The sequence below is a fragment of the Paenibacillus sp. FW126-R14 genome, from assembly GCF_058789495.1.
Window position 1 is genome coordinate 16,182 of record NZ_JBYTBS010000003.1, and the last position, 25,622, is coordinate 41,803.

Annotated in this window: 17 protein-coding genes; 9 read left to right on the forward strand and 8 right to left on the reverse strand. The window is 46.3% G+C overall.

The genetic code is table 11. The features are described from left to right. Positions 1-365 precede the first annotated feature (365 nt). A complete protein-coding gene (locus tag AC3WRW_RS02635; RefSeq protein ID WP_492544726.1) occupies positions 366-1,547 on the reverse strand; it encodes a cohesin domain-containing protein in 1,182 nt (393 codons plus the stop codon). Positions 1,548-1,887: 340 nt separating this feature from the next. Between AC3WRW_RS02635 and AC3WRW_RS02640 the strand changes: the two genes are divergently transcribed. Further along, positions 1,888-2,514 (forward strand): C40 family peptidase, encoded by a 627-nt coding sequence (locus AC3WRW_RS02640; RefSeq protein WP_492544728.1) that lies wholly within the window; start codon positions 1,888-1,890, stop codon positions 2,512-2,514. Between the two features lie 60 nt (positions 2,515-2,574). On the opposite strand, the gene AC3WRW_RS02645 is transcribed toward AC3WRW_RS02640, so the two are convergent. Next, positions 2,575-3,990, reverse strand: coding sequence for a glycoside hydrolase family 18 protein (locus tag AC3WRW_RS02645; protein ID WP_492544730.1), 1,416 nt, complete (start codon positions 3,988-3,990; stop codon positions 2,575-2,577). Between the two features lie 190 nt (positions 3,991-4,180). On the opposite strand from AC3WRW_RS02645, the gene AC3WRW_RS02650 reads away from it, so the two are divergent. The 7 genes from AC3WRW_RS02650 (at position 4,181) to AC3WRW_RS02680 (ending at position 8,221) form a co-directional block, all read left to right on the forward strand. Further along, the gene (locus AC3WRW_RS02650) at positions 4,181-4,975 is read left to right on the forward strand and encodes a DUF6492 family protein (protein ID WP_492544732.1); all 795 of its coding nucleotides are present in this window, start codon (positions 4,181-4,183) and stop codon (positions 4,973-4,975) included. Continuing rightward, positions 4,972-6,084, forward strand: coding sequence for a glycosyltransferase (locus tag AC3WRW_RS02655; RefSeq protein ID WP_492544734.1), 1,113 nt, complete (start codon positions 4,972-4,974; stop codon positions 6,082-6,084). Before AC3WRW_RS02650 ends, AC3WRW_RS02655 begins: the two co-directional genes overlap by 4 nt. Positions 6,085-6,117: 33 nt before the next feature. Then, a complete protein-coding gene (locus AC3WRW_RS02660) occupies positions 6,118-7,458 on the forward strand; it encodes a sugar phosphate nucleotidyltransferase (RefSeq protein WP_492544736.1) in 1,341 nt (446 codons plus the stop codon). Positions 7,459-7,640: 182 nt separating this feature from the next. Further along, complete coding sequence (locus AC3WRW_RS02665) at positions 7,641-7,742, forward strand: YjcZ family sporulation protein (RefSeq protein ID WP_492544737.1); 102 nt, start codon at positions 7,641-7,643, stop codon at positions 7,740-7,742. Between the two features lie 50 nt (positions 7,743-7,792). Next, positions 7,793-7,903 (forward strand): YjcZ family sporulation protein, encoded by a 111-nt coding sequence (locus AC3WRW_RS02670; RefSeq protein WP_216625613.1) that lies wholly within the window; start codon positions 7,793-7,795, stop codon positions 7,901-7,903. 48 nt (positions 7,904-7,951) lie between these two features. Beyond that, positions 7,952-8,062, forward strand: a complete 111-nt coding sequence (locus AC3WRW_RS02675) for a YjcZ family sporulation protein (protein WP_492544739.1) — start codon at positions 7,952-7,954, stop codon at positions 8,060-8,062. 48 nt (positions 8,063-8,110) lie between these two features. Then, entirely contained in the window at positions 8,111-8,221 is a 111-nt protein-coding gene (locus AC3WRW_RS02680; protein WP_492544740.1) for a YjcZ family sporulation protein, read from the forward strand. A gap of 80 nt (positions 8,222-8,301) precedes the next feature. Here the strand turns inward: AC3WRW_RS02680 and AC3WRW_RS02685 are convergent, their stop codons facing one another. Continuing rightward, on the reverse strand, positions 8,302-10,263 hold the full coding sequence (locus AC3WRW_RS02685; protein ID WP_492544742.1) for a glycoside hydrolase family 127 protein: 1,962 nt from the start codon (positions 10,261-10,263) through the stop codon (positions 8,302-8,304). A 143-nt stretch (positions 10,264-10,406) separates the two neighbouring features. Here AC3WRW_RS02685 and AC3WRW_RS02690 point away from each other — a divergent pair, with 143 nt between their 5' ends. Beyond that, positions 10,407-11,300 carry an AraC family transcriptional regulator gene (locus AC3WRW_RS02690; RefSeq protein WP_492544744.1) on the forward strand — a complete coding sequence of 298 codons (894 nt, stop codon included), beginning with the start codon at positions 10,407-10,409 and terminating at the stop codon, positions 11,298-11,300. Positions 11,301-11,410: 110 nt separating this feature from the next. Here AC3WRW_RS02690 and AC3WRW_RS02695 read toward each other — a convergent pair whose 3' ends face one another. The 5 genes from AC3WRW_RS02695 to AC3WRW_RS02715 all read right to left on the reverse strand — a co-directional run bounded on the left by AC3WRW_RS02695 (position 11,411) and on the right by AC3WRW_RS02715 (position 25,573). After that, the gene (locus AC3WRW_RS02695) at positions 11,411-16,000 is read right to left on the reverse strand and encodes an alpha-L-arabinofuranosidase family protein (RefSeq protein WP_492544745.1); all 4,590 of its coding nucleotides are present in this window, start codon (positions 15,998-16,000) and stop codon (positions 11,411-11,413) included. 99 nt (positions 16,001-16,099) lie between these two features. After that, on the reverse strand, positions 16,100-22,090 hold the full coding sequence (locus AC3WRW_RS02700) for an Ig-like domain-containing protein (RefSeq protein ID WP_492544747.1): 5,991 nt from the start codon (positions 22,088-22,090) through the stop codon (positions 16,100-16,102). Positions 22,091-22,272: 182 nt separating this feature from the next. Next, complete coding sequence (locus AC3WRW_RS02705; protein ID WP_492544749.1) at positions 22,273-23,106, reverse strand: carbohydrate ABC transporter permease; 834 nt, start codon at positions 23,104-23,106, stop codon at positions 22,273-22,275. After that, positions 23,103-24,074 (reverse strand): carbohydrate ABC transporter permease, encoded by a 972-nt coding sequence (locus tag AC3WRW_RS02710; protein ID WP_492544751.1) that lies wholly within the window; start codon positions 24,072-24,074, stop codon positions 23,103-23,105. Before AC3WRW_RS02710 ends, AC3WRW_RS02705 begins: the two co-directional genes overlap by 4 nt. A 74-nt stretch (positions 24,075-24,148) precedes the next feature. Continuing rightward, the gene (locus AC3WRW_RS02715) at positions 24,149-25,573 is read right to left on the reverse strand and encodes an ABC transporter substrate-binding protein (protein WP_492544753.1); all 1,425 of its coding nucleotides are present in this window, start codon (positions 25,571-25,573) and stop codon (positions 24,149-24,151) included. Positions 25,574-25,622: the final 49 nt, after the last annotated feature.

Sequence of the window (25,622 nt, forward strand, 5' to 3'; positions counted from 1 at the left end):
AAACAGAATTGCGAAACAAAATGTATCAATGCAGACATCCACTATTCACTCATCCTCGGACACCTCCCTTCCAAAAGATGATTGCTGAAGTAAAATAATATCAATCAACTTCATAATAACACAATAAAATCCAGAACCTACTTAAGAATACTCCTATAAACCTTGAAAATCCTCATATTTCCATGATAATAGAGACCAAACTATTGTGCTATCGATAACGGCTACTCCGATACTGCATGTATCATCAGTTACACCGCGATCATTTGCACCGTCTTGACGAGAATCAATAGCAAAAAATCCCGATCACGTTAAGAGCAAATTTGCGCTTAGCTCGTGATCAGGATTTTATGAACACCTATTCGTTCCTAGTTTGCAGCTACATACTCATCCAAGATGATGCGGGCCAGAGCAGCCAAGTCAAGGATGTCGATAACTCCATCCCCGTTAATGTCACGAGCTTTGTACTCATTCCAATCCGGGTCCTTGTCTGTTTTGCCATAAGCCGCTGCGACAAGGGCAATATCGCCAATGCTTACTTTCTCATCGCCGTTCACATCTCCTGGAATGCTTGGTTTGTCCGGATTGACCGCACTCGCAAATGTTTCCAGTGCTGTCGTAAGCGCAGTTACCGCAGCATCCACGTTAGCTTGTGTGCTCGACGAGCTGTCCGCAACCGCTTTAGCAGCTTCAATAGCTGTAAGCAACGCAGCTTTCGAACCGGCTTTGTATTGGCCTGGAAGTGTGCCTTCCACTGCTCCGTCATGCTTAGTTTGCGCTTGGGCAATCAGATCAAGTAAAGGTTGTTTATTTACTGGAGCGCTTTGAATCACGATTTGACTATGATTTTCAGCGTTCAAGGAAGTCTCTACCCCTTCGCCGTTAGAAACGACTACGTTCGTTAATTGAACGGCAGTTGTTCCAGGCTGTGCAGTAGCTTTCACTTTCCAGCGCAGCTTGATCAAATCTCCATTAGCCGCATTGGCATTCTCTTCTCCAAGAGAAGCTGCAAGGATGCGAACTTTACCTGTTTGCTTGGAGATGTCGACAACGGAAATTTTGTTCTCTTTGAGTGAAACGGCTGAATCAAACTCCAGCTTTTCCGAATCAAAGGTTAATGTAATATCCTGTGCATAGATCCCTGCTGCAACGAATCTCAAACCATACGTCAAATCGAAAGATCCGCCCGGAGAGACGGTTGCATTTCCGTTCAAGACGGCTGCAGGCTTCTCTTCAACATTGCCGAGAATCGTAATGAGGATTTCACCTGTATACGTGGTGCCATCCGAAGCAGTTGCAATAACTTTAACGATGCCCGGCTTAAGTGCAGTTACGACACCCGTGTTACTAACGGCTGCTTTATCCGTAGCGCTTCCGTTCAATTCCGTTACCGACCAATTCACCTTCGGATAACCGGCTGCTAAGTTGATCGTATCCCCTACCCGCAGAACAACACTGACATCAATGCCAGCGGCTTCCGCGGATTTTGGACTCGAAATTAGATTGAGGAACACAAAAAGAGCAATAATGGCCAATCCGATTTTTTTCATATGTTTTCAACTCCTTACAAACCTTTGTGTTTGGGCGTTCTCATTTCCAGCGTGAAAGATTCATAGCATCCTTAATTTTCGAAAGTTAGTACCTCCTTTACCGTTGCACATTGCTGATCAAGTGACAAGGTGTAACATATAATTTACTATATGCTACGTATTGTATCACGAGATTTACGGAATGTCACTACAGCGTTTACATTCCCTACTCTACTAGATTTCTATGCGCTCATAAGCATCCATAATTTACCCGTATTCTCTAGTATGACGATTCTGCTAGAATTAAAGGCGCGGTGCAAGAAACAACTTCAGACGAACGAAATCTTCCAGGAGGTAACGAATGAAAAAAGTTATTCTTACATCAGTAATCGCGGCTAGCTGTTTATTCGGAGGAATCGCTTATGCGGCGCCATCCAATACTTACATAGCCACGGATGCAGATACATTTTGGACAATTTCCCAAAAAACCAACGTTAACATTACAGCACTTATAGCAGCCAATCCGCAAGTTAATCCGACGAATATTTATCAAGGACTTGTTATTCAGCTTCCTGCTGCCGCTTCGCAGAAGCAAAGCTGGGAGGTCAAGGCGGATGCGATTATCGCAACCGGCATGAAGCAGCTCGGAACACCGTATGTTTTTGGCGGCAGTACGCCAGGCGTCGCTTTTGACTGCTCCGGTTTTGTGCAATATGCCTTCAACCAAAACGGCTTTAATCTGCTTCATTCCGCAGCGCTAATGAGTCAGATGGGTACGCCCGTTGCTAAAGACGACCTGCGCAAAGGAGACCTTGTTTTCCTGGAAGGGACCTATACCAGCGGTGTTTCCCATGTAGCGATTTATCTTGGCGATAACAAAATCCTTCAAGCAGGCACGATCGGAACGAGAGAAGTCAAAGTAAGTACGTTGTTCGGCACCCCTTATTATGATTCGCATTATTGGGGCGCTCGCCGTCTCATTCAATAACTATCGATAAGCCAAACAGCCCTTCCAAGTAAATTGGATAGGGCTGTTTTCACGCCTGCGTCATAAGAGCTTGCGAACATGAAAATTATCTTCGAGCAGCGGCCAGTTTTGCGGGAACGGATACCCCAGAACCCAATAGCTTACTCCTCTTAAGTTGTAGGACGTAATGAGGTTGAACTTGGCTTGTGTGCTTCTCGCATCCTCAAACCAAACTTCGTGTGTCCGCTGCTTATCGTCGGCATATCGATAGTAAGGAGTTTGCGACACTTGATCGTATTTGATCTCCGCTCCATGTTGGATGGCGCGACGCACAGCTTCTTGCATACTGAACGTTTCAGCCTGCTGTCCCTTAACGTGGGGGAGCAGCCAATCGCGTGCGTAAAGCTGGAATCCCATAAATATTTTCTTTCTTGGAATGACCGTGACAGCGTAGTCGAGAACGCGACGTATTTCGTTAATCGGCGATATAGCCTGAGGAGGACCGAACCGGTAGCCCCACTCGTACGTCATGAGGACGACAAAATCCACAATCTCTCCATGCGCTGCATAATCGTGGGCTTCGTATAGCAGCCCCTTCTGTTCAGAGCTAGTTTTGGGGGCTAGCGCAGTTGAGACGAAAAAACCTTTCTCATGGAGCCTGCGGACAGCCAGTCGAAGAAATTCATTATAGGACTCACGGTCGCTAGGAAACACATTCTCAAAATCAACATTTAAACCGCGGTAACCTTTAGTTTCCATGATCGTAATGATATTGGTCAGCAGCTTATTCTGAAGCTCTGTGCTGGACAAAATCGTGTGAGCCAGCTTCGAGCCGGTTTCGGTTGCGGAAAAGTTGGTGATCGACATGACCGGTACAACACGTTTATCGTACGCGGCTGCAATAAGCGCCTGATCATCTGCCGGTTCCAGCGTCCCATCATCCTTCATGCGGTACCCAAAGGGACATACGTATGTTAAATGTTCCCCGTCCTCCCGTACTTGCCTTGCAGCAGTTTCTCCAAAAACGTTCGTATAAGCATTGACATCGATGGTCATTTTCTGCTTTTCCGGAATTTTCAAAATTTGCCCTGGCGAAATCAGATTTGCATTCGTAATTCCATTGGCTTGTGAAATGGCCTGCATCGAAACGCCGTAGCGGTGAGCGATGGCCCATAGCGTCTCGCCTGGCCGTACGGTATGGCGCAAGACTGGAATCACTAATACTTGACCCGGTCTCAGCTGCCCGGCATCGCTTATTGAATTTGCCTGGGCAAGAGCCTCTACGCTTATGCCATAGCGGCCGGCAATCGTCCCCAGAGTATCTCCTGACTGCACCATATACTCAGGATAAGGCTCCGGAATAAGCAACGCTAAGCCGATGACCAAATGATTAGGGTCCTCCAACCCGTTAATTGCAATCACTCGTTGGATTGAAACCCCATACCGCTCCGAAATCTGCCACAGATTTTCTCCTTTTTGCACCACATGGATTTGCACGGTTTTACCTCGCTCTCACATTAATTTCTATAGTTACAATATTCCGCTAATGTCTATAGCGAACTAGGCGAATGTCACTTCTTATGCCTTCCGGGCTTACTTCTGTATTTTTTTTAATCACATTGAACCCATTCCTTTTCAATCTCCTGACATAAGATAATCCATACATTTAATTTGTGGAGATGAGCAAATGACAACCCCTATTGATGTGTTAATCCCAGCGATTGAGAAGGATCTTGGAACACTCCCGCTTGTTATTGATGCAGTCAGGAAACATGTGAAGCATCCAATTCGAGAAATCATTATTGTGGCTCCTTGGAAGCAAAGAATTATTGATCTTTGTTCGAGAAAAGGATGCCGATTCGTTCATGAAGATACGGTTCTCCCGATAACGAAAAAAGACATTCACTATGAATCCAAGTCCTGGGATCGGTCTGGCTGGCTTTACCAGCAGCTGCTGAAGCTAGGCGGCGATAAGTTGTGCTCGTCAAAGTACTATATGGTCATAGATGCCGATACCGTCCTCATTCGTCCGCACGTCTTCAAGGTGGGCAACAAGACCGTGTTTTACTGCAGAAATTGGAGCCAAAGCGAATATTTCAACACGTACAGAAAGCTGATGGGAAGAAACCGCTCAGCCCGGTTATCCTTCGTGACCCATTACATGCTGTTCGAGAAATCCAAAGTAAAGCAGTTGAAACAAACGATTGAGTCCAAACATAACCGAAGCTGGTACTCCGCGATCATGAGATGCATGGATAAATCGAAACAATTTGCTTTCTCTGAATTTGAAACGTATGGAAACTTCCTCTATGCATCTGCGCCTGGCAAAATGATTTTGAAGCCTGCAATGAATAAAAGCTTACATTTAAGCACGAACCAAATCTCGCCTGCAAAGATGTCTTCTCTGGCAAAAACATACAGGTCCATTTCCTTGCATAAACGTAAAGGCTATCTTAAGTCCGTTAAGCCGATGCCCAAATGAAACCTTATCATGTTGTCTGGAAAGGACCCGTACACAGAACAAGCGGTCTCGGCCGTGCAAGCAGATCTTATATCCGATCATTAAAACGGCAGGGTGTTGCGGTTAGCGTAGGCGCTTCAAGGCATCCCTCCAAAGGCAAGAAGGCGCTTATTTATCAATACCTTCCTAACAGTATGAAATGGAAGAGCGAGCGAAGCCATTATGACCCTATCCTGTTGAACACCGTTTGGGAAACTAGCAAGACTCCTAAAGATTGGCTTCCTCATATGAATAAATTCGATGCGGTTTTTGTACCCTCTCAGCATAATAAAAAAGCGCTCAAGCATAGCGGCGTCAAAGTCCCGATTTATATTGTTCCACATGGCATAAACACCAAGGAGTTTCATCCGAAGAACAAAAAGTTTCATGTCCCGAATGCGGCGGGCAAGTTCACGTTCGTGTCCGTCTTCGCCTTCCAGCATCGCAAAAATCCAGAAGGCTTGCTAAGGGCCTATTGGGAAGAATTTTCATCTAAAGATAACGTTATTCTTGTTATCAAAACAAACGGATACGCCTCTTATGAGAATGAGAAATGGATTAAACAAAAAATATCGCAATACAAAAAAAGACTTGGTATCCGCAAAGATACAGCCCCTGTGGTCGTTATCGGCAAACGGCTCAAAGAAAGCCAGTTGAAAGGGCTATATACGCTCGGTGACGCTTTCGTCCTCCCTACCCGCGGCGAGGGTGTCGGATTGCCTTTTCTAGAAGCGCTGGCGAGCGGCGTGCCGGTTATCGCGACAGGTTGGGGCGGGCAAATGGATTTCCTCACAAACAGCAATTCGTTCCTCATTCCTTACCGGCTGAAGAGTACGTCAGTAAGCATGAACAGTTCGCATGCCATCGCTAGAAAGTTCAGCCATCTGTTTGCACAAAAAGGACAGCAATGGGCGGAACCGGATCTGCCCAGCTTGAGAAAGATTATGAGGAAAGCGTACGAGAATCCCGGGCTTTGCAAGGCAAAAGGACGCCAAGGGAGATCCGATATGTCTCGTCAATCATGGGATCGTGCCGGGGCGTTAATGAAGCACGCCTTAGAACGTGTCATTCGATCCAAGAAAGAAAGATGAAAGGGGATGTTTCCCAAGAAAGGAGTATTTGGCTTGCGTATTGTACTATTGTGCGGGGGATCTGGAAAAAGGCTTTGGCCGTTTTCCAACGAGATTCGCTCTAAAGTGTTTCTGAAGCTCTTGAAATCCGAAGACGGTGTCCCTGAGTCGATGATTGAACGAATATGCAGACAATTGGATGAAGTGGGTCTCCTTCAATCCACTTGTATCGTGACTCATCAAAGTCAATTGGAAATTACGCGGAACTATGTTGGGGAAAGCATCCCGATCCTATGCGAGCCTTACAAAAGGGGGACTTTCTCTGCCATCGCCTTAGCTGCAAGCTATCTTCACGAGAACATGGCAGTGGATCCGAATGAAACGATTTGTATTCTTCCGGTGGATACGTATGTAGATACCGCGTTCTTCCGGATGCTTCACCGCTTTCCCGGTGTCCTTGAACATTCTAAAGCGGATCTTGCTCTCCTCGGAACCAAGCCTATGGCACCATCCAATCAATTCGGCTATATCGTTCCGGTTCAGTCCAAGGAGAATGACGAATATTGTTTCGTCCAGCAGTTCATAGAAAAGCCGGATGAGCAGACCGCCAACCGCTTAATCGAAGAGCAAGCGATGTGGAACTGCGGTGTTTTTGCATTCTCTTTGAAATTCATGATGGCGTTCTTGAAGGATAAGGGACATCCTGTTCAAGTGGAGAAATGGCTTGCTGCTTACGAACATCTTGCCAATTTGAGCTTCGATCGGGAAGTCGTGGAGCTCACGAAGCCTACGGTTGTGATGAGGTATGAAGGAAACTGGAGCGATCTGGGGAGTTGGACGGCGCTAAGCGTTCATTTTGAGGAAAGTGTGATCGGATCAGGACGTATCTCGGACGATTCTGCCAATACCCATCTGATTAATGAGCTCCCCTACCCCATTGAAATTATTGGTATCCCGGATATTATTGTTGCGGCGAACGATGATGGCATTTTAATCGCTAACAAGGATAAAGCCAATCAGATTAAGGAAAGGATCGCGCAAGCCTCACAGATTCCAATGTACGTAGAGAAAAGTTGGGGTTCTTATCGTATCCTGAAATATTGGAAAGATGAGATGGGAATCGAATCCATGATCAAGATGGTGACGTTCACCCAAGGAAAGTCTACAAGCTATCACCAGCATCTCCAGCGAAAAGAAATGTTAACGATTTTATCGGGCACGGCCGAGATCCTTATGGAGGAAAAATGGTATCGGCTGCTCGCGGGCGATGTTTTACAAATACCAGCAGGACTCAAACATGGCATCAAGGCCGTAACTAATCTTGAATTGCTGGAAGTCCAGTTAGGGCATGAGCTCGCGCAAGAAGATACGGTTCGTTTTGCAGTAAATTGGTAGAATATTATGTCTCTGCCTTTAAAATAAAGGGAATTTCCCCCTCAAATTTGGCTGCAGAAGCTGATCAGATGATCGCCTTGTCGAGCAATTAGGTTAAAGGATCTGATTAGTTCGTCCAAGCATTTAATTGAATAGGTTCGTACTGTATATAGTCATCACATTTTGAAGAGGAGGTCATGTGAATGAGCTACACGGCTGGTTGTGGGGTAGGCTATTCTTCTACGGCAATTGTTCTTGTTCTTTTCATCTTATTAGTGATTGTTTTAACGGCGTTTAGTTTTTAATGAACTGAAAATGATAGGAAAACAACCTAAATGAAGAGAGGGATATGAATATGGGCGTTGGTGTCGGAACAACAGGCGTAGGGTATGGCGGTACGAATGCTGCTGCAGTTTTGGTTCTTTTCATCCTATTAGTCATTATTACGATGACATTTGCTTGGTAAATGCGGGTTCTGTAAAGTGACTACGGTTTATGAAAGGGGGAGCTGACGATGGGCGCTGATGTCGGAACAACAGGCGTAGGATATGGCGGTACGAATGCTGCTGCAGTTTTGGTTCTATTTATTTTATTAGTGATTATTACAATGACCTTTGCTTGGTGAATTTGGCTGATGGGAATGGATTACGTTGTGAGAAGGGAGGATTTGAATATGGGCGTTGGTGTCGAAACAACAGGCGTAGGATACGGCGGTTCGAATGCTGCTGCAGTCTTGGTTCTCTTTATTTTATTAGTGATTATTACGATGACATTTGCTTGGTAATGGATTAACCTTACCTTCTGATTCATGCGGTAAGAATAAAGCCCTCTCTCGTCCGTAGACGGTTGAGGGCTTTGGCTAATTTACTCCTCTTTTACCCAAACGGTCATTTCACCGCGCCCGCGATTCGCCCATGCATAGTAAGGTATAAACTTCAGAGCGACTTTGTTCATCGAAGTCTCCGCATTATCCCTATACAGGTGCTCTCCCCAACCGCTTGACTCCAACCGTTTTCCTCGCACGTTGATGGTCTGAATGCCTCCCAACAGCCCATCTTCGAATGTCGTCTCATCCTCAGACTCTGTCTTCCGCTCTACAAATACGCGGTGCAGGGACGGACCATTATCCGCCTCTTCCAAGCAATATACCAACGGTCCGCGCTGCAGCGCAACTTTTCCGATGTTGGCACGAACGTTAGGATGCCCTGACATCCTCCCGACTTTCATGGGCAGAACAAGCTCTACGCGATCTCCCGACTGCCATGTTCTGTTGATATACGCGTAGCCATTCGTACAAATCTCCGGAAGTGATACCGTTTCCCCCTGCACAAGCAGCTTCGCTTCCCGGCACCAGTTCGGGATACGCAAAGCGAGCGTAAATGCCGCTTCCTTCTCAGTCTCAATTTGAAATTGGATAAGACCTTCCCAAGGAAATTGGGATTGCTGAACGAGTTTCACCTGCTGCCCCTCGATATCCACGGATGCTTGGTTTCCAATATATAGGTTTGCGTAAACGGTGCGGCCTTGGACGTTGTAAATATAATGGCCTAACGAGGCGAGCAAACGAGCAATATTCGGCGGGCAGCAGGCACACCCGAACCATCCTTGCCGCTCTGCCTTCACATGATTCACCGTGTGGTTTTTGCCAATTGCCTCGGGCCACACTTCCAGCGGGTTTACATAGAAAAACCGCTTGCCGTCCCGCGACATGCCAGAGATAACTGTGTTGTATAAAGCCTGCTCCATGACGTCGGCATACTCGCTATTCGCTTCGATTTGCAGCATGCGCTGGGCGAAGAAAATCAATCCGATCGAGGCGCAAGTCTCCGCATACGCGGTATCGTTGGGCAGATCGTAATCGAGCGAGAACGCTTCGCCATGTTCCATAGAGCCTATGGCTCCTGTAATGTACATGCGTTTGCTGACCATGTTTCTCCACAATCTGCGGCAAGCCTCGAGAAGCTCGGCATCCCCTGTTGCCGCAGCGACATCGGCCATTCCCGTACACATGTACACAGCGCGTACCGCGTGACCCTCTGCCGCTTGTTGTTCCCGAACCGGTACATGCGCTTGACTGTAAGCTCGGTCATGAACGATGTCCAACATCGGAAAGTGTACCTTCCTATTGCGTTTATGGAATTCCTTCTCATAAAAGCTCGGCTCTTTCCCTCTTTCGTCCAGAAAAAACTGACTAAGTCTCAAATATTTCTCATTTTGCGTGACATTGTACAGCTTGACAAGCGCTAGCTCAATTTCTTGATGCCCGTCGTAACCGTTGATTTGATCAGGTCCATTGCCAAATGCTTGATCAATGCAATCGCCAAGACGGCAGGCCACGTCAAGCACTTTTCGTTTTCCTGTCGCCTTGTAATACGCCACAGCTGCTTCGATAAAGTGGCCCGCACAATAAAGCTCATGGCATTCCGCCAGATTCGTCCAGCGGCTTTCAGGCTCTTTAAGTGTGAAATACGTGTTCAAGTAACCATCCTTATGCTGCGCCTTATCGATAATATCGATGACCTCGTCGGCCAATTGTTCGAGCTCGGGATCGGCTCCGGTCTCCAATAAATAGCCCACCGCTTCGAGCCATTTCGAGACATCGCTGTCCTGAAAAACCATGCCGTAAAATTCACCGCTTTCCAAACCGGCCGCAATTTTAAAATTTTTAATCGCGTGGCTAGGCGCCGCTCCTTCTACCCGGTCATTTAAAGCTTCCCATTGATAGGGCACGACGACTTCTCGAACCAATCGAATATAAGCCGACCAAAAATCATCTGTAATGTGCACATCTTTCAAAGATAACGGTCTGGAGATGGATGTACTCATGAATTAAATCCCCTTTACTGTAGGAATAAGCTCGCTTTGAGCAGCGCTTTCATGAATATCATACATGGTGTAAAATGGTAATTATATAGCCTATTACAACCAGTTTTTTAAAAATTACAACCTTATCACAGGATGGTTAGCCAATGAACATTTCACCCCTTCTTCACTTTATTTCACCGCCCGTTCCCTATTTTCTGGATTGCGGAGTAGCTATTTATCATCAAGGTGAACAGCACATTCATAGGAACCGAATCGGCGTATTTGATTTGATCGTCGTGACGGACGGTACCTTGCATGTAGGCGAAGGATCACAAGAATGGACGCTTCAAAGCGGGGATGCGCTCATCTTAAGGCCTGACGCGAACCACTACGGCACGCTGCCGTGTCAAAGCGAATCGCGTATCATCTGGATTCATTTCCAGACCTTCGGCGCCTGGGAAGAATGCAGCAGTATGAAGGTATGTCTGGAAAATCGGAATACGCTCATCAACGACCATAAGCACAATGCTTATTTGCATCACAGTGAGGTATGCTCGATCTTTATTCCGAAGTTTATGAAGCTGTCACAAAAAGCGTTGGACATCCTGGATCAGTTTTTCTTATTGGATGAGGAGCCGCGATCGCTGCGCAATTGGAAAAGGCAAACCGTCTTTCAGCAATTCATGCAGCTGATCGACCGGGATCTGGCTTTGGCATCCGATGTCACGGCGATTCATCTAGCCGAGAAAGTCGAACTGTTTATTCGCCAAAACTTCGCCCAGAAAATCACGAATCCCGTATTGCAGCAGGAACTCAACTATCACCCCAATTATTTGGCCAAATGTATGCTCAAAGTGTATGGGGTCACACCGATGGATTACCTATTCCAGTACCGCATCGAACAAGCGAAAAAGCTCCTGATCCAAACGAATTGGTCAATGACACGCATTGCTGAGGAGGTTGGTTTCCAGTATGGGTCCTACTTCTCATCCTGTTTCTCCAATCATGAAGGGATCTCGCCGCTTAACTTTCGGAAGAAGTTTATTAGATCTACGTAATATATGCCGATGGTTTGCATTTTCCCATAGCCGCCAAAGGGGCTATCCAGCAGGTCTCTTCGACCTTGTGGACAGCCCCTTTGGGTATGCGATCTAACTATTGTTGAAGACTATCGTTGAAGCAGCCAGTCATCGAGAATCATTCTGGCCACGGCTGCCAGAACCTCAATGTCGATAACGCCTTTATTATTGATATCCGCTTTTTCAATCAGACTCCAATTGGCATCCGTTGACTTCGTTCCGTAGTACTTGGCAATCATGGACAAATCATTCACTGTCACACTTGTTTCTCCAGGAATTAAAGTAATCAATGCTCCCAAGTAGGTTTGTACCGCAGCATTCAACGTACTTACCGCTTCATCCACTTGACTTTGTGAAGTCGATGAACTATAGACGGCTTGCGCGCTGCTGATGGCTGCTTTCAGTGCTGTTCTTGCTGCAGCCGGATACGAACCTATTCTTGTGCCCTCTTTGGTAGCGTCGAGTTTACCTTGTGCTTTTTCAATCTCTGTATTCAGCGCTGTTTTGTCTGCACTTTCCGTGATGATTGAGCTATTAAACAGGGCCAAGGCATTACTCAAGGCTGATGCTGCCGTATCCACTTGCGCTTGTGTTGCTGCCGGGTTATCGTTTACGGCTGCTGCGCTGTTAATGGCCGTGAGCAAAATAGCCTTCGATCCCACTGGATATTGACCAGGCTGCGAACCTTCAACGGCCGATGCATATTTGCTTTGCGCATTCGCAATTGTCGTGCTCAACACTGATTTATCAACGGTCGGAGCCGCAGCTTTGATTTCAAGGCTATGCGAAGCGCCTTCAATTAGCGTACCTGCACCATCTTTGGAAATTTCAAAGTTGGTCACATACACGCTTGTTGCAACCGTCTCGCTAACCTTTTTGGCGGATGCGTGAACGCTTAACAATGGACCCGCTTCCTTGACTTCATGACTCGCGCCCTCGCTGACCATAAGCACCAGAATTTGACCTTTATCGGATTTAACACCGGTATCCAAAACCCGGAAATTAGGCTTCAGGGAACTTAAAGCTTGATCTGCCAAGGAAAGAGTACCATTGCTGTTCGTTTTTGTAGCAAATTGCAGCTTGCTCGGATCGTAGTTCAGCACCATGCTGAGCGTTGTGAAGCTGGTACGAAGATGGCTCACACCAATACTCAAATCAATCGGTTGTGAGCTTTCAACAGAAGTTGGCCCTGTAATGGTTGCAGCCGTTGCCGCTGTTGAAACGACGGTGACATTCGCTTTGGCCTTTATGCTGGTACCTGCAACAGTACCATTGACCGTAAACGTGCCGGGCTGTGCATATTTGGATGCGTCAATGGCTTCCCAAACTACATTTACAGCTTCTGTCGTCGTATCATTGTATAAAGCCGTAACAACAGCCGGCAATACAGGTGCCGAACCCTGTTCCGTTGTTACAGATACCTCGTTAATGCTTGTAATTTGCTTCCCTTGATAAATGGTGCGAACTTCCGTCGGACTCTTATCCAGATTGTACACTTGGAAGTCATCCAATACACCGGCTTTTAGAGGTGCACCATCCGAATAACCGCTGACGCCGATTAATTTAGGATCGCTGGTCGCCGTAATGCTATTGAGCGCTCCTTCGACCACCACGTCCTGAGCAACCCCATTTTTGTAAATAGCGCCTTGTTTGGTAACCGAATTAAAGGTGAAGGCTACATGCGTCCATTCATTTAACGTGAAAAAGTTATTTGGCGTTTGAGCGACTTTGAACAGGTTTGTTCCGTCAATCATCATGATAATCGCGCCATTCAAGGTAATGTACCAGCCTTGGCCGGCATAATTGCCATTAGGTTTGAACCATGCGACGACTTGTTCGCCGCTAATACTGGCCGTTCGCTTAAACCAGAAGGAAACGGTGATATCCGCAGGCTGCAGATCCCGGCTGGTTCCGGCATCAATTTTACCGCCATTCATGTTGATGGCCGACCCTTCATGACCCGCTGCAACCCAAGTCGCCGATCCTCCTGTGGTCGTTTTCAAAGTTCCGTTATTCCCTTTACCGGAAGAATCCGCTACCGTCGTACCGCTGCCTTCGTTAAATTTGTACCAGAGCATCAAGTCAGTCCCTGGCGCAGGCCCAGGAGTGACGGTTACATTGGCTTTTGCTTTTAGGGTTGTACCCGCAACGATACCCTCCACCGTGAAGGTTCCCGCTTGCGCATACTTCGCTGCATCCGGTACGTCCCATGTTACTTGTAGATAATCACTGCTCTGATCCGAGAAATTAGTCTTCACAATACTTGGAAGGAATGGCGCGACTGTTGCTCTTGTGGAGACATTTACGGGGTCAATACTTGTTATAGTCGGGGTATCGATAACCGTGACGATAGCCATTGCTTTTTCAGATGTACTTGGAACTACGCCATTTACTATAAACATATTCCCTATTGTTGCGTATTTGCTTTTATCAATTGGATCCCAAGTAACAGCTACTTTCGTTGTACTGCCATTCTTCAGAATCGCTGTCACGGAAGTCGGCAGTTTTGGTGATTTATTAACGACGGCATCCACTGTGATACAAGGAATACTAAGAATATCTAACGGATTATCGCCTGTTGTGTGCAGCCGCAATACCGTCACAGAATATTTGGACAGACTATAATCGAACTGCGTGCCGACATTGGAAATCGTCTTCGTTTTTGGCGCTACTTTCGTTGGGTTCGCTAACGAGTTTTCATCGGTCAGAGCGTTAGCTGCAAGTTCGATCGCCGTCCCTTCCGATGCCAAATTGGCAGTATTGATTCCGCTCAAATTAATGCGAGTGTTCTGAGCAGCGTTGGAGTTATTGACCAGTTTCACAACAATGTCCCCGTTAGAGAGGTCCTTGCTTACAACGGAGTATACGCCCTGCTGCGCGCCTGAATTTGGTTTCGTTAATGTACTCGGCAAAATGTAAGAACTTTTGCTTGTATTACTGCTGAACAGCTTCTGCACTTGGTAAGACGTCGTACCGTACACCTGCGAGTTATTAAAGAAGATGAGATCAGGCCACCATTGTGTGTACGTATTGCCTCCTGCACTTCCTAACTTAGCAAAAGTTGGCGCATAGGAGGCGAATTTGACAATATCGCCATTTCGCTCTAATCCCGTCATGTAAGCTGCTTCGGCAAGCGCTCCCTTCATCGAGTTGCCTGTGTTGCCATCTCCATTGTTAGCCGATCCCGCATCGTTTTTCACGGCATATTCGCCAACAAACACCTGTTTGGAATTGCGATCATAACTATCGTACCGATTTGTATTGTTAAGCATAAAGGAGGCATTGGTGTAATAATGCTCATCCATGACTTCCGCTCTGCCCTTCCCTTTGCCAGGATCATTGATCCAATTCCAGCCTGCGGCAACGTCAGCACTTCCACCCGTTGAAAAAATGAGGTTCATATACGGATATTTCGCTTTGATTGCATCGTAGAACAATGGATACCGGTCGTAATAATCCTGCCCCCAATGCTCGTTGCCGAGACTCATATATTTCAGATTAAACGGTGCCGGGTGACCGGCAGCAGCACGCTTAGCGCCCCATTCTGTCGTGATATCTCCATTGGCATATTCAATTAAATCAAGAGCGTCCTGAATATACGGTTGAATTTGATTTAAAGGCGTGTTCGGACCGCCAACCAAAAACTGCTCCACCATCCCGACATTGACTACCGGCAGCGGCTCCGAGCCCAGATCTTCGGCCAACAAGAAATACTCATAGAAGCCTAGACCGCCAGATTGATTTTGGGTAGGCGCAGCTCCTTTCTCGCCACGGTTGGCCGTTGACCAGAAATTGATGTTATTGGGTCTCTCCGCTACATCGCCAATCGTGTTTTTCCAATTGTACGCATTGGCCATATTTTTACCGCCAACGATCGCGCCGCCTGGAAATCTTAAAAATTTTGGATTCATGTCGGCAAGCATCTGAACAAGATCTGCCCTAAGACCGCCGGGGCGATTTTTCCATGTTTTTTGCGGGAAAAGCGACACCATGTCAAAATCGATTTTGCCTACATTTTTCGTCTTAATAAACAGCTTTGCATTCACCGCTGAATCGCTGGCCTGTATAGTTCCCGTCACTTTTTTCCATGTGCTCGTAATATCCGAAGCTGCAATGTCAACCTGACCGTAGGACTGAGTCCCATTCGGATCCATGACACTGACCGTAATCGGCTCGGTTAACTTATCGCTGCTTCGCACATAGACGGAAAAATCGTAACTGTCCCCTTTCTTTACCGCCATTCCGTCGTATCCGTCATTTGAGAATCCGACGCCATTGCCAGGTGCAGTCACATTTAATTGCAGGTAGGTTGGGTTTTTCGCATTTAGAGGATTTGTTTTCAGCGCCGTTATCGTACCTGTTCCCGTGCCGGTTTGTACTAATTTCCAAGCAAACAGCGGGGCGGCAGTGGAGTTAGCCGTGCTTCCGGTAGCTGACAAGAATTCGAAAGAACGGTTCTCAACAAGCTCGGCATACAGGCCCCCATCCCCTGCGTAGTTAATATCCTCCAAAAATATTCCGTTTAAATTTGGACTGATGGTAGCTCCCCGCTGCGCCGCATTAACATCCAGCTGGTAATCGACAGGATCCGCTGCCAACGCCGTTCCGGAAGAGGCGATAAAGGGAACCGCAATCACAACGGACATGAAAGCCGAACATACTTTCGAAAAAAGTTTCACGCTGCATCACCTTTCTGTTTTTGTTCGAATCGCCATACGTCCTATTCCAAAAAAAAGGGGAAGATGGCTGACAGTCCACCGTCTCCCCCTATCAAGCAATTAGTTTTCCAACATCCAATCGTCGATAATCATTCTGGCAACAGTTGCCAAGACTTGAATATCAATTGTGCCTGTGTTGTAAATATCCGCTTTCTCAATTAGATTCCAGTTTGCGTCCGTTGACTTCGTACCGTAGTACTTGGCAATGATGGACAGGTCTTTAATCGAGATTTTCGTCTCGCCAGGAACCAGGGTAATGAACTGTGTCGCGAATGTTTGCAGGGCAGCTTGCAGCGCGTCTTTCGCTGCATCCACTTGCGGCTGTCTGGAAGATGATTTTTCCAGTACATCTTTGGCGCTTGTAATAGCAGCAAGCAGTGTCGCTTTGGAACCAACCTCGTACTTGCCGAGTTTGTCGCCTTCAATCGCTGCATCATACTTGCTTTGCGCGCTGAGAACGGTTTCGGCTAGTTCAGTTTTATTAACTGTACCTGGTTCTGGATCCGTTTCCGTAATCACGGAGTTGCTGAATGTTGTCACGGCAGCATTCAAAGCGCTTAATGCGTTTGCTACTTCCGTTTGTGTCGATGCCGCATTATTGCTTACTGCGATTGCGCTGTTAATCGCTGTTAACAAGGCTGCTTTCGAACCGGCCGGATATTGTCCGACTTGTGTGCCTTCGCTCGCATTGTCATGCTTCGTTTGTGCAGCAGCAATTGCCGCATTCAACTCCGCTTTATCGACAACGTTAATTTGAATGTTGAGCGATACGCCAGGTACTTGTATTGCTGAACCTTCGTTCGAAACATTAAAGTCAATTAACGATACGGTTGTGATTCCCGGCTCTGCACCGGCTTTCGTTTTGGCATGCAGCGTTAACAAGTCACCCGGTTTGCTTATCGCATTGTTCGCGCCGATACTGGACAAGATGATGCGAATTTCACCTTTTTGAGCCTTAACGGCTGTACCCAAGACACTAAAATTGTCTCTCAGCGTGCTAAGCGCACTGTTCGCTAAGGAGACGACATTACCATTCGAAACCGTATCGAATTCCAGTTTGGATGGGTCGAATTTCACAATGACATCCATTGTCGTAAAGCTGGATTGCAGACTGCTCACACCAACAGTCAAATCAAACGGTTGTGCTTGATTCACAGCTTCAGGACCAATTAATGTCGATGTAGTTACAATCGGATTTCTTACTGTCACATTGGCAACTGCCTTGATCGTTGTGCCTGCAACCGTACCGTTTACACTAAACGTACCGGCCGCAGCATACTGCGCAGGGTTCATTGCATCCCAAACGACATCTAGCGATGCTGTAGTCGAATCGTTATAGTTCACGGTTACAACAGCCGGCAATTGTGGCGCTACACCAGCGGTTGTTGATACATCAACAGGATTAATGCTTGTGATTACGGCTTGTGCCGCTACGACGGTTACGTTGGCTACTGGTTTAATCGTAGTGCCCGCAACTGTACCACTCACACTGAACGTACCGACGGCAGCATACTTCGCTGGATCAATCGCAGCCCATGTGACATTGACAGGCGACGTTGTCGTATCGTTATATGTCGCATTGACGGTATTCGGCAATACTGGCGCTACTCCCGGATTCGTCGTTACATTTACCGGAGCAAAGCTAGCAATTGCTTTAGCGGTTACCGTTAATGTCAATTTCGCGACAATCGATGTACCCGCAACCGTACCATTAATCGTAATTGTACCTGCGGCAGCATATTGCTCCGGAGCTATGCTCCATACGACGTTTACAGGTCCGGATGTACCGTTATCGTATTGCGCTGTTACCGTAGGCGGCAATACCGGCGCTACACCAGCGACAGTGGAACTGGTTGAATTTGCAATGGATGTAATCGTTCTCGGATATACAGTCACATTGACTTTGGCCAATACGGAAGTGCCTGCCACATGACCAAGGATGGTGAATGTTCCCGGTTGGTTCAATAAATTAGGATCATAAGCATCCCATGTTACTTTAATGTTGATATTATCCATGGAACCATCGTTATAATAGGCTTCGATGATCGTTGGCAGCACTAGAGGTTTGCCGGCTGTGATCGAAATGTTCTCATCTTGAATGCTGTTAATCGTTACATCGTTCGTTACCCGTACAAAGACCGTAGCTTCAGCCTCAATATTAGTTCCGTCCACTGTACCTTTTACTACAAAACTTCCTGGAGTTGCCACTTGACTTAGCGTTACGGCATCCCAGATGACATTAGCAGCGGCCGTCGAGCCATCTTCGAAAACTTTGGTCACGGTTGGCGGCAGGACAGGCAGCACATCATGCAGTGTGCTTACTTTTACAGGTTTAACACTGGATGTCGGTGTCGCGTAAACTTTCCATTCCAAAATTCCCGTCCACTGTGTCCCTCTGGTGATCGTCATGCGCAATTTAGTTGTCGTGATTGGCGAGAAAGTTGTTGTATTGTACTTATTGAGCGCAACGCCATTGCCAACTGCGTTCGGAACATCCACGTAGTCTGTGCCGTTCCAATATTGCAGCTTACTATCTGTTGGTGCCAGAATACCTCCGTTATCCGTCCACCAATACACATCCGATTTCGAGATGTTCACCGGTGTTCCCCACGTGTATTCGACCCACTGCGTTTTAGGGGAGCTGTTCCAGTTTCCGTATGCGCCGCCTGTTTTATCGGTTGAGCTTGTCGGATCATAACCGTCATTGATCGCATTCAGATTTTCCCAAGTTGACACAAAGGAAGTCGACGGCGTTGCCGTTAAGGCCACATTCACGGCATTCGGAAGAGGATCTACCGTAACGGCGATATCTACAATCGTAGACAATTCACCATCTGTAGCTGTGAGTGTTAGCACATAGTTCCCTGCTCTGTTGAACGTAGCAATCGTATTGCCGGCTGCATCTTTGGTGAAGACCGCTTGGCCGCCTTGAACTCCGCTTTTCACAGCCCAGCTGGTATCCAGCGTACCGAATGGCAGACCATCGTCCGACATATTTACCAGCAATTTCGCTTTCAAAGGAATTTTCGCTGTTGTATCTTGCTGCACAGTCACAACCGGCGGCGTATTGACTGCATCCGGAGCTTTCACGCCCGTATTGAATACTTGGAGTTCCTTGACGCCGACATTGGACCCAGGCTTAGGAGTCATCATAACTCTTATCTTCTGCGCAGTAATCGCAGGGAATTGGATATGATTATAGTTTGCCAGTGTTGGCGTTTTGTATTGTTTCGGAATCGCAAGCCAAGACGATGTTGATTCATCGTAGTATTGAACCGTATACATCGATGGCTCTCTGTAGTAAGTTTGCGGTTTATCATTGTAATAGTAGATCTTGACATCATCGAATGTTTTCGGTGTTCCAAAGTCTGCTTGCAGCCAATCTTGCGCGTTTGTCGACCCTCTTGATCCCCAAATTGGCGGATTCGCGGTGAAAGAACCGGAGGTAAAGAAGTTTCCGCTTATTGTAAATCCTGTTTTCGCATTGGATGCTGATGTTTGAGGATGCGTATAAGAAGCTGTCATTGTTGAATTCAAAGCCAAGTTTACAGCACTGCCAGTTTCCGGTGTTAAATCCACACCAGCCTTCTGGAACAAATCAGCAGCTCTGTTATACGTATTCAAATCAACTTCCATAGCGCTTTTCATTTGCGTATTGCTGTTCTGTACCGCTACAGTTGCCCCGCTGCCGTCTAAGATCGATACGACACCTGAAGCCGAATTCCATTCCAAATGAGCCAGCTTATCCGTTCTAAAAACGAGCGAACCATTCACATACATCGAATATCCTTCTTGAACATTCGGATAATACTTGGTTCCGTCCCCTGGTTTATCCCAGATAATCGTGATGTCATTGCCATGATAACGCAGGTTGTTCAATGCGAAGTGGTCCCAACCGATGTCAATCGGCCATAATTCAACCGTTGCATCTGTCCGGGGCACAAGTCCCATAATATCCTCGATAACGGAATAATTGTAATTGCCGAGGATATTGTGGTGAATCCCGGATCTTCCGCCAATTTGCTTCGTCGTCGGATTCCAGTTGTACCAATACTCGTTGTTGTCCAAATAGTTAATATTGCCTTGATAAGCGGTGGCCCATCCAAGCCAGTACATCAGCTTCTTGTACATATCCGCTGTTATGTAAGGCTGGTTTGGATATTTCCTGAGCACTTCCGTAAAGAGCCTAATATTTCCTGAAGCGTTCAGATTGGCAAAGTTATTGGAACCGCCAACTCCTGCCGCAACGGAAAGAGCTTTATCCTTCTGGTTTGCCGTATAGAATGGGAATACAGGGAATTCATCCTTATCTGCCCAATAGCGAAGTGACTCCAAATACTTAGGATCGTCTTTAGGTACCAGTCCGTCCATTTGGAAGGCGTAGTAATTGTTAGCTTCTTTCCAAGGAATAAATGTATTGGTTAATAAGTCCTTCTGCAAAAACATTTTTGTTGAATCGTCCCACATAATGGATAAGAAGGCCGTCTTCAGCTTATCTGCAAAAGCGAACATTTCAGTGGCTTTCGCTGTATTGCCGACTAACTGGTAGGCTTTTGCGGAAGCCATCGCGTTACCGTATACGAAAGCGCTTTCAGTTCGGTTCTGATCGATGTTTCCTCTTTTTTCGTAATAGTGGAACGCGTTTCCATCCGCATCATTTCCTGTCAGGGAGCCCCAATCATAGTTAATGACGCCGTCTTTGTTCGTATCGAACCGATCTAATTGACCTTTCGCATCTTTCTCCGCATACCGCGCCAAGTTATTCAAAATTTTCGGCTGACCGCCATGCACTTCATACGTTTGGAAGGCGGAATCCCCAATGTATTGGGAATAGCTGTTATTCCAGTTGGACGGTTTCCCCGGATTATCTGTAAACAGACTGTCTCTCGAAGTTTCGCCGGCTGATACCCAATCGCCATACGAATAGATCGGACTTCTGAAATATTTGAGGTCCTGCATATGCATCGGCTGCGTTAAAACGATGGCATTATTATAGCCTAAAGCACCTTCTACGGAGATCGGGAACTGGTAATCATTCCCCGGAATGTTGGCATCGAGGAAGTTAAACCGGCTCAACCACCATCTGTAATAAATAATTTTCTTAATATTTTCGTCTGCAACATCCATATATGGAACGTTGTCTGCCCACCATTTGTTATACTCGCGCATCTGAGTTAGGTAAGCGGTATTCGCATCATAGTCTTTGTACCGTTTATAATCGACGAGCGAATCCGGGATTTCATCCGTGATGAAACCCATTTGGAATTTAAGCGTAATCTTTTGATTTGGCGCCAAAGTGATGGACCTGGTCAGAATGCCGTTGCTGGCTTTCATTCCTGTTCCACTGAACCGTGGATACACTTTGGTCAAATTGTTTCTCACATCAAACGTCCCTGTAAGCTCAGTGCCATCTTCGGAAGCTGTTTTGGCAAAAGGAGAATCAGCCGTTAGATCGAACGTTTTGGACGTTGTGCCTGTATTCGTAATCGTTACATTGTCGATAGCGACGTTGTTGTCTGTGATGAATTTGGTTTCTTCGAGCGTGTAACCGGTCGCATTATAGAAGGCTGACCAGTAACTTGGCGTCTGTATTCTTTTCGTCGCATCCTGCGTGAAGGTCACGCCGGGAATTTGAACCGAGTAGCCCTTTTGATTCAGCAAATCAAAATAAGCGATATTGCTGCCAAAACCGATGACCGTGGCAGAGTTCGTATACATATACAAAGCTTTGCCCCGTGTCATCAAATAGGTTCCTGTAGGATCGTTCCCTCTTCTGGTGAGGATGCGATCCATCCAGTACGAAGTGCCTCCTGCTGCAAGATCGGCTTGATACATGTCCATCATCATGCTTCTGCCGGCATCGAAAGCGGCTGGTTCAGGCGGGACCACCACATTCCCGGCTGCATTCGTGAACACAGGCATCCCAGGATCATTATTGTGTACAAAAGTAGGATCTGCTGCAAAAACCGTTGTGCTAAATCCTGACACTAATGAGAATACCAAAGTTGTCGTCAAAATTTTCCTGCCAATTGATTTTTTGAACTTACTCATTTGTTACCTCCTATTGAGTGCTGAGTTATCTGGCCATTTCTTACCCCTTGTTAATTGCTGCCCATTGAACATCTTCCTAGCGGAATGAACCCCCTGTTGCAGATACAGGGAACATTCCGCTAATTTTTGACCACCCCCTTAAGGTAGTTAAATGGCGATCGAACGGCACCAGGCAATAACGATTACCCTTTTACGCCTGTCATCGCGATGCCTTCTACCAAATGTTTTTGCGCTATGAGGAATAAGACTAAAGACGGCAATACAACGACGCTTGTCGCTGCCATCATATAATTCCACTGCGCAGAGTACGTACCTTGGAACAACGTCAATCCAAGCATTAACGTGTAGTTTTTCTCTGATGTTATAAAAACGAGCGGGCCCAAATAATCGTTCCAACTCGCAAGAAACGTCAACAAACCGACTACAATCATCGATTGTTTGCCAATCGGTAAAATAATCTTCCAATACGTTAACAAATGGCCCGCTCCATCGATCTTCGCCGCTTCATCCATCTCTTTCGGAATCGACATGAAAAATTGCCGAAGTAAGAAAATGTTAAACACGCCGCCGCCAAACCATGCCGGTGCAATTAACGGCACGAAAGTGTCCGTTAGATTTAACATTTTCCAACCGATGAAATGAGGAATCATGACAACGAAGAACGGCAGCATCAATCCGGTTAAAATCACGCCAAAAACACGGTCTCTGCCCATCCAGTTAATTCTGGAAAAACTATATGCGCAGAGCGAGCTGCTTAATAACACACCGATAATGGATAATCCTGTTACAATCGTGCTGTTGAGAAAATATTGAGGGAACGGGTGGCTGCTGAGAGCCGTTTTGAAATTCTCCCAATACATCGAGCTTGGAAAAAAAATCGGAGGATTTTTAAAAACCTCCCCCATATCGACGACTGCCGTTCTTACCATCCAATAGAAGGGAAAGAGGCAAATCACACTGCCGATGATTAAGATCCCGTAAACAAAAGCTAACTTTAATGTCATCATTTTTTTCATTTGCGGTCTTCCTGCCCTTCGTAGTACACAAGCGATTTTGAAAATTTAAAGAAAATCCAAGTGAACAATAAAATGATCAAAAACAAGAGAACTGCACTCGCGCTTGAAGTTCCGAAGTTAGAGAATTGAAACCCTTCTCTAAATAAGTACAGCACATATAAGTAGCTTGCCTTATTCGGTCCCCCTTGTGTCATGACATAAGGTTGAACGAACGTTTGAAATGCGTTAATGAAACCGATTACCGTATTGAAAAATATGATGGAAGAGCTCATCGGAACTGTAATGTAAAACAGCTTTTGAAAACTGTTCCCGCCATCCACTTCCAATGCTTCATAAAGGTGAGTAGGAATATTCTGAAGACCGGCTAGAAAAATAACGATCATATTGCCGGTAGTCCATAAGCTGACCAGGATTAACGTAGGGATAACCGTGGCGTCCGAGGACAACCACAAGGAAGTCGGCAAATGCAATGTGTTAAGCAAATAGTTGACAATACCGAAATTCGGCTGCAATAACCACAGCCAGATGATAGAGGAAGCTGCGAGCGGGATAATAACAGGCAAATAAAAAATGGCACGAAAAAGGGTTCGTCCTCTTATTTTCATGTTTAACAAAATGGCAATGAAAAATGAGAATACAATGCCGGCCGGCACGCTGACCATGACATAATAAAATGTCGCCTTGACGGCCGGATAGTAGAAAGCGTCCTTGCCAGAAAGCAAATGCATGTAATTGTCGAACCCGACCCATTGCGGAGCAGAGACAATATTATACTTCGTAAAACTGAGGTAAACCGTGTACAATATTGGCCCAATGACAAATATGAGAAATCCTAACAGGACAGGTGAAGCGAACAAAAGTCCGCTTATCAGTTCACGTACAGCCCGTTTCTTGACCATCTTTGTAGATGAGGTAATGACTTGATTTTGTTCAACACCAATCTCCATCGCGATCTCTCCTGCACTCATTTATCTGATTAGCCGGCAACGCCAGATTTGCCGGCTAATCATGTCTATCACGCTTTGCTGTCCGTTAACGTTGATTAGTTAGAACCAAATCTGCCCTTTATTTCCGGTTGAACTTTCGGTGCAAGATCTTTTAGCGCTTTTTCTGCAGTTGATTTCCCCAACCAAACCGGATCAAGTGCCGAGAACGTCATATCCGTCACTTTCCCGAAGTTCATCAAATAATAACCTGGGCTTGCAACGCCGTTATTCAATAAGTTGTTCATAAATGCATCTTTGAAGCCTTCCGGATGCGCAGGATTATTTTCAGCCCATTGTGACACCAAGGCAGGATCGGTATACCATTTTTTCATCGTCGGCATCCACAAACCGTCTTTGTACAAGTCAATGGCACCCGCTGGATCCGCTAAAAACTTAGTCAGCATCCATGTTTCTTCCAAATGCTTGGTCGATTTATAAATGACGCTTGCACCGCTAATTCCCATCGCAATGCTTCGTTTCATCTTCGGCAATGCGCCAATGCCATAGTTAACTTTTGCCGCTCCAAGGTCAAGGTTTATCCATTGTCCATGCATGCTCATCGCTACAATTTTGGATTGCAGGGCAACCGCCTGGGATGGAATCGACTTCATTTGCGTAGGTGACGGAGCCACATGATATTTCGTAATTAAATCGGCGAGTCTTTGAACGGCTTCAACCGCTTCCGGTTGGTCGAGCGCGAAAGTTTTCCCATCTTTCGAAATGATGTCGCCGCCGTTATTGACGACTTGAGCCATAATCGGTCCCCACCAGCTTTCGAAGGAAACGCCGAATTGTTTGATGTTATTCGGGTCAAAATTCGGGTCAGCCGCATTTTTGCCATTTTTATCGAGTGTTAATTTTTGAGCTGTGGCGACAAATTGCTCCCATGTCCACGCATTTTCAGCTTTAGCCGGCGGTACGTCCACTTTTGCCTCGGCAAACAAATCTTTATTGTAGAAAATGGCAAAGGACTCTGCTGCCGTACTTATCGCATACGTATAATTAGGTTTTGTGCCGTTGAACCATATGTAATCGAGAAAATCTGATTTCTTCAATTCTTTATCCGTTGCAAACAGATCGTTGAAGTTAACAAACTTCTCTTCGTTTTGCCATGCTTCCCCTAATTCCGAGTGCATATAACCGGCATCGGGGGCTTCGTTGCCAGCTACCATGGCCGTAATTTTCGCATCATAATCCGATTCCGGAATGAACACAGGATCGACCGTAATCCATGGGTATTTCTGAGTAAATTTTTTCGTGGCATTCTCGATCGCTGTCTTTTCTTGCGGGCTTCCCCAATACGTGTACTTTAATTTGACGGGGTCTTTCTTCGCCTCAGGCGATGCAGCCGCTTCTTTGCTTGGCCCAGGCAAGGTTGTTGCCGCAGGTGACGGTGATGTTTGCGCCTCTTTGGTACTGGTTGTACAGCCGGTAAGCGTCATCATGGATGCGAATAAAACAACGAGAGAGCGTTTCATCATTCTTTTTTTCTGTTGCAATTTGTTTTCCTCCCTTATCACTCTAAGTTCT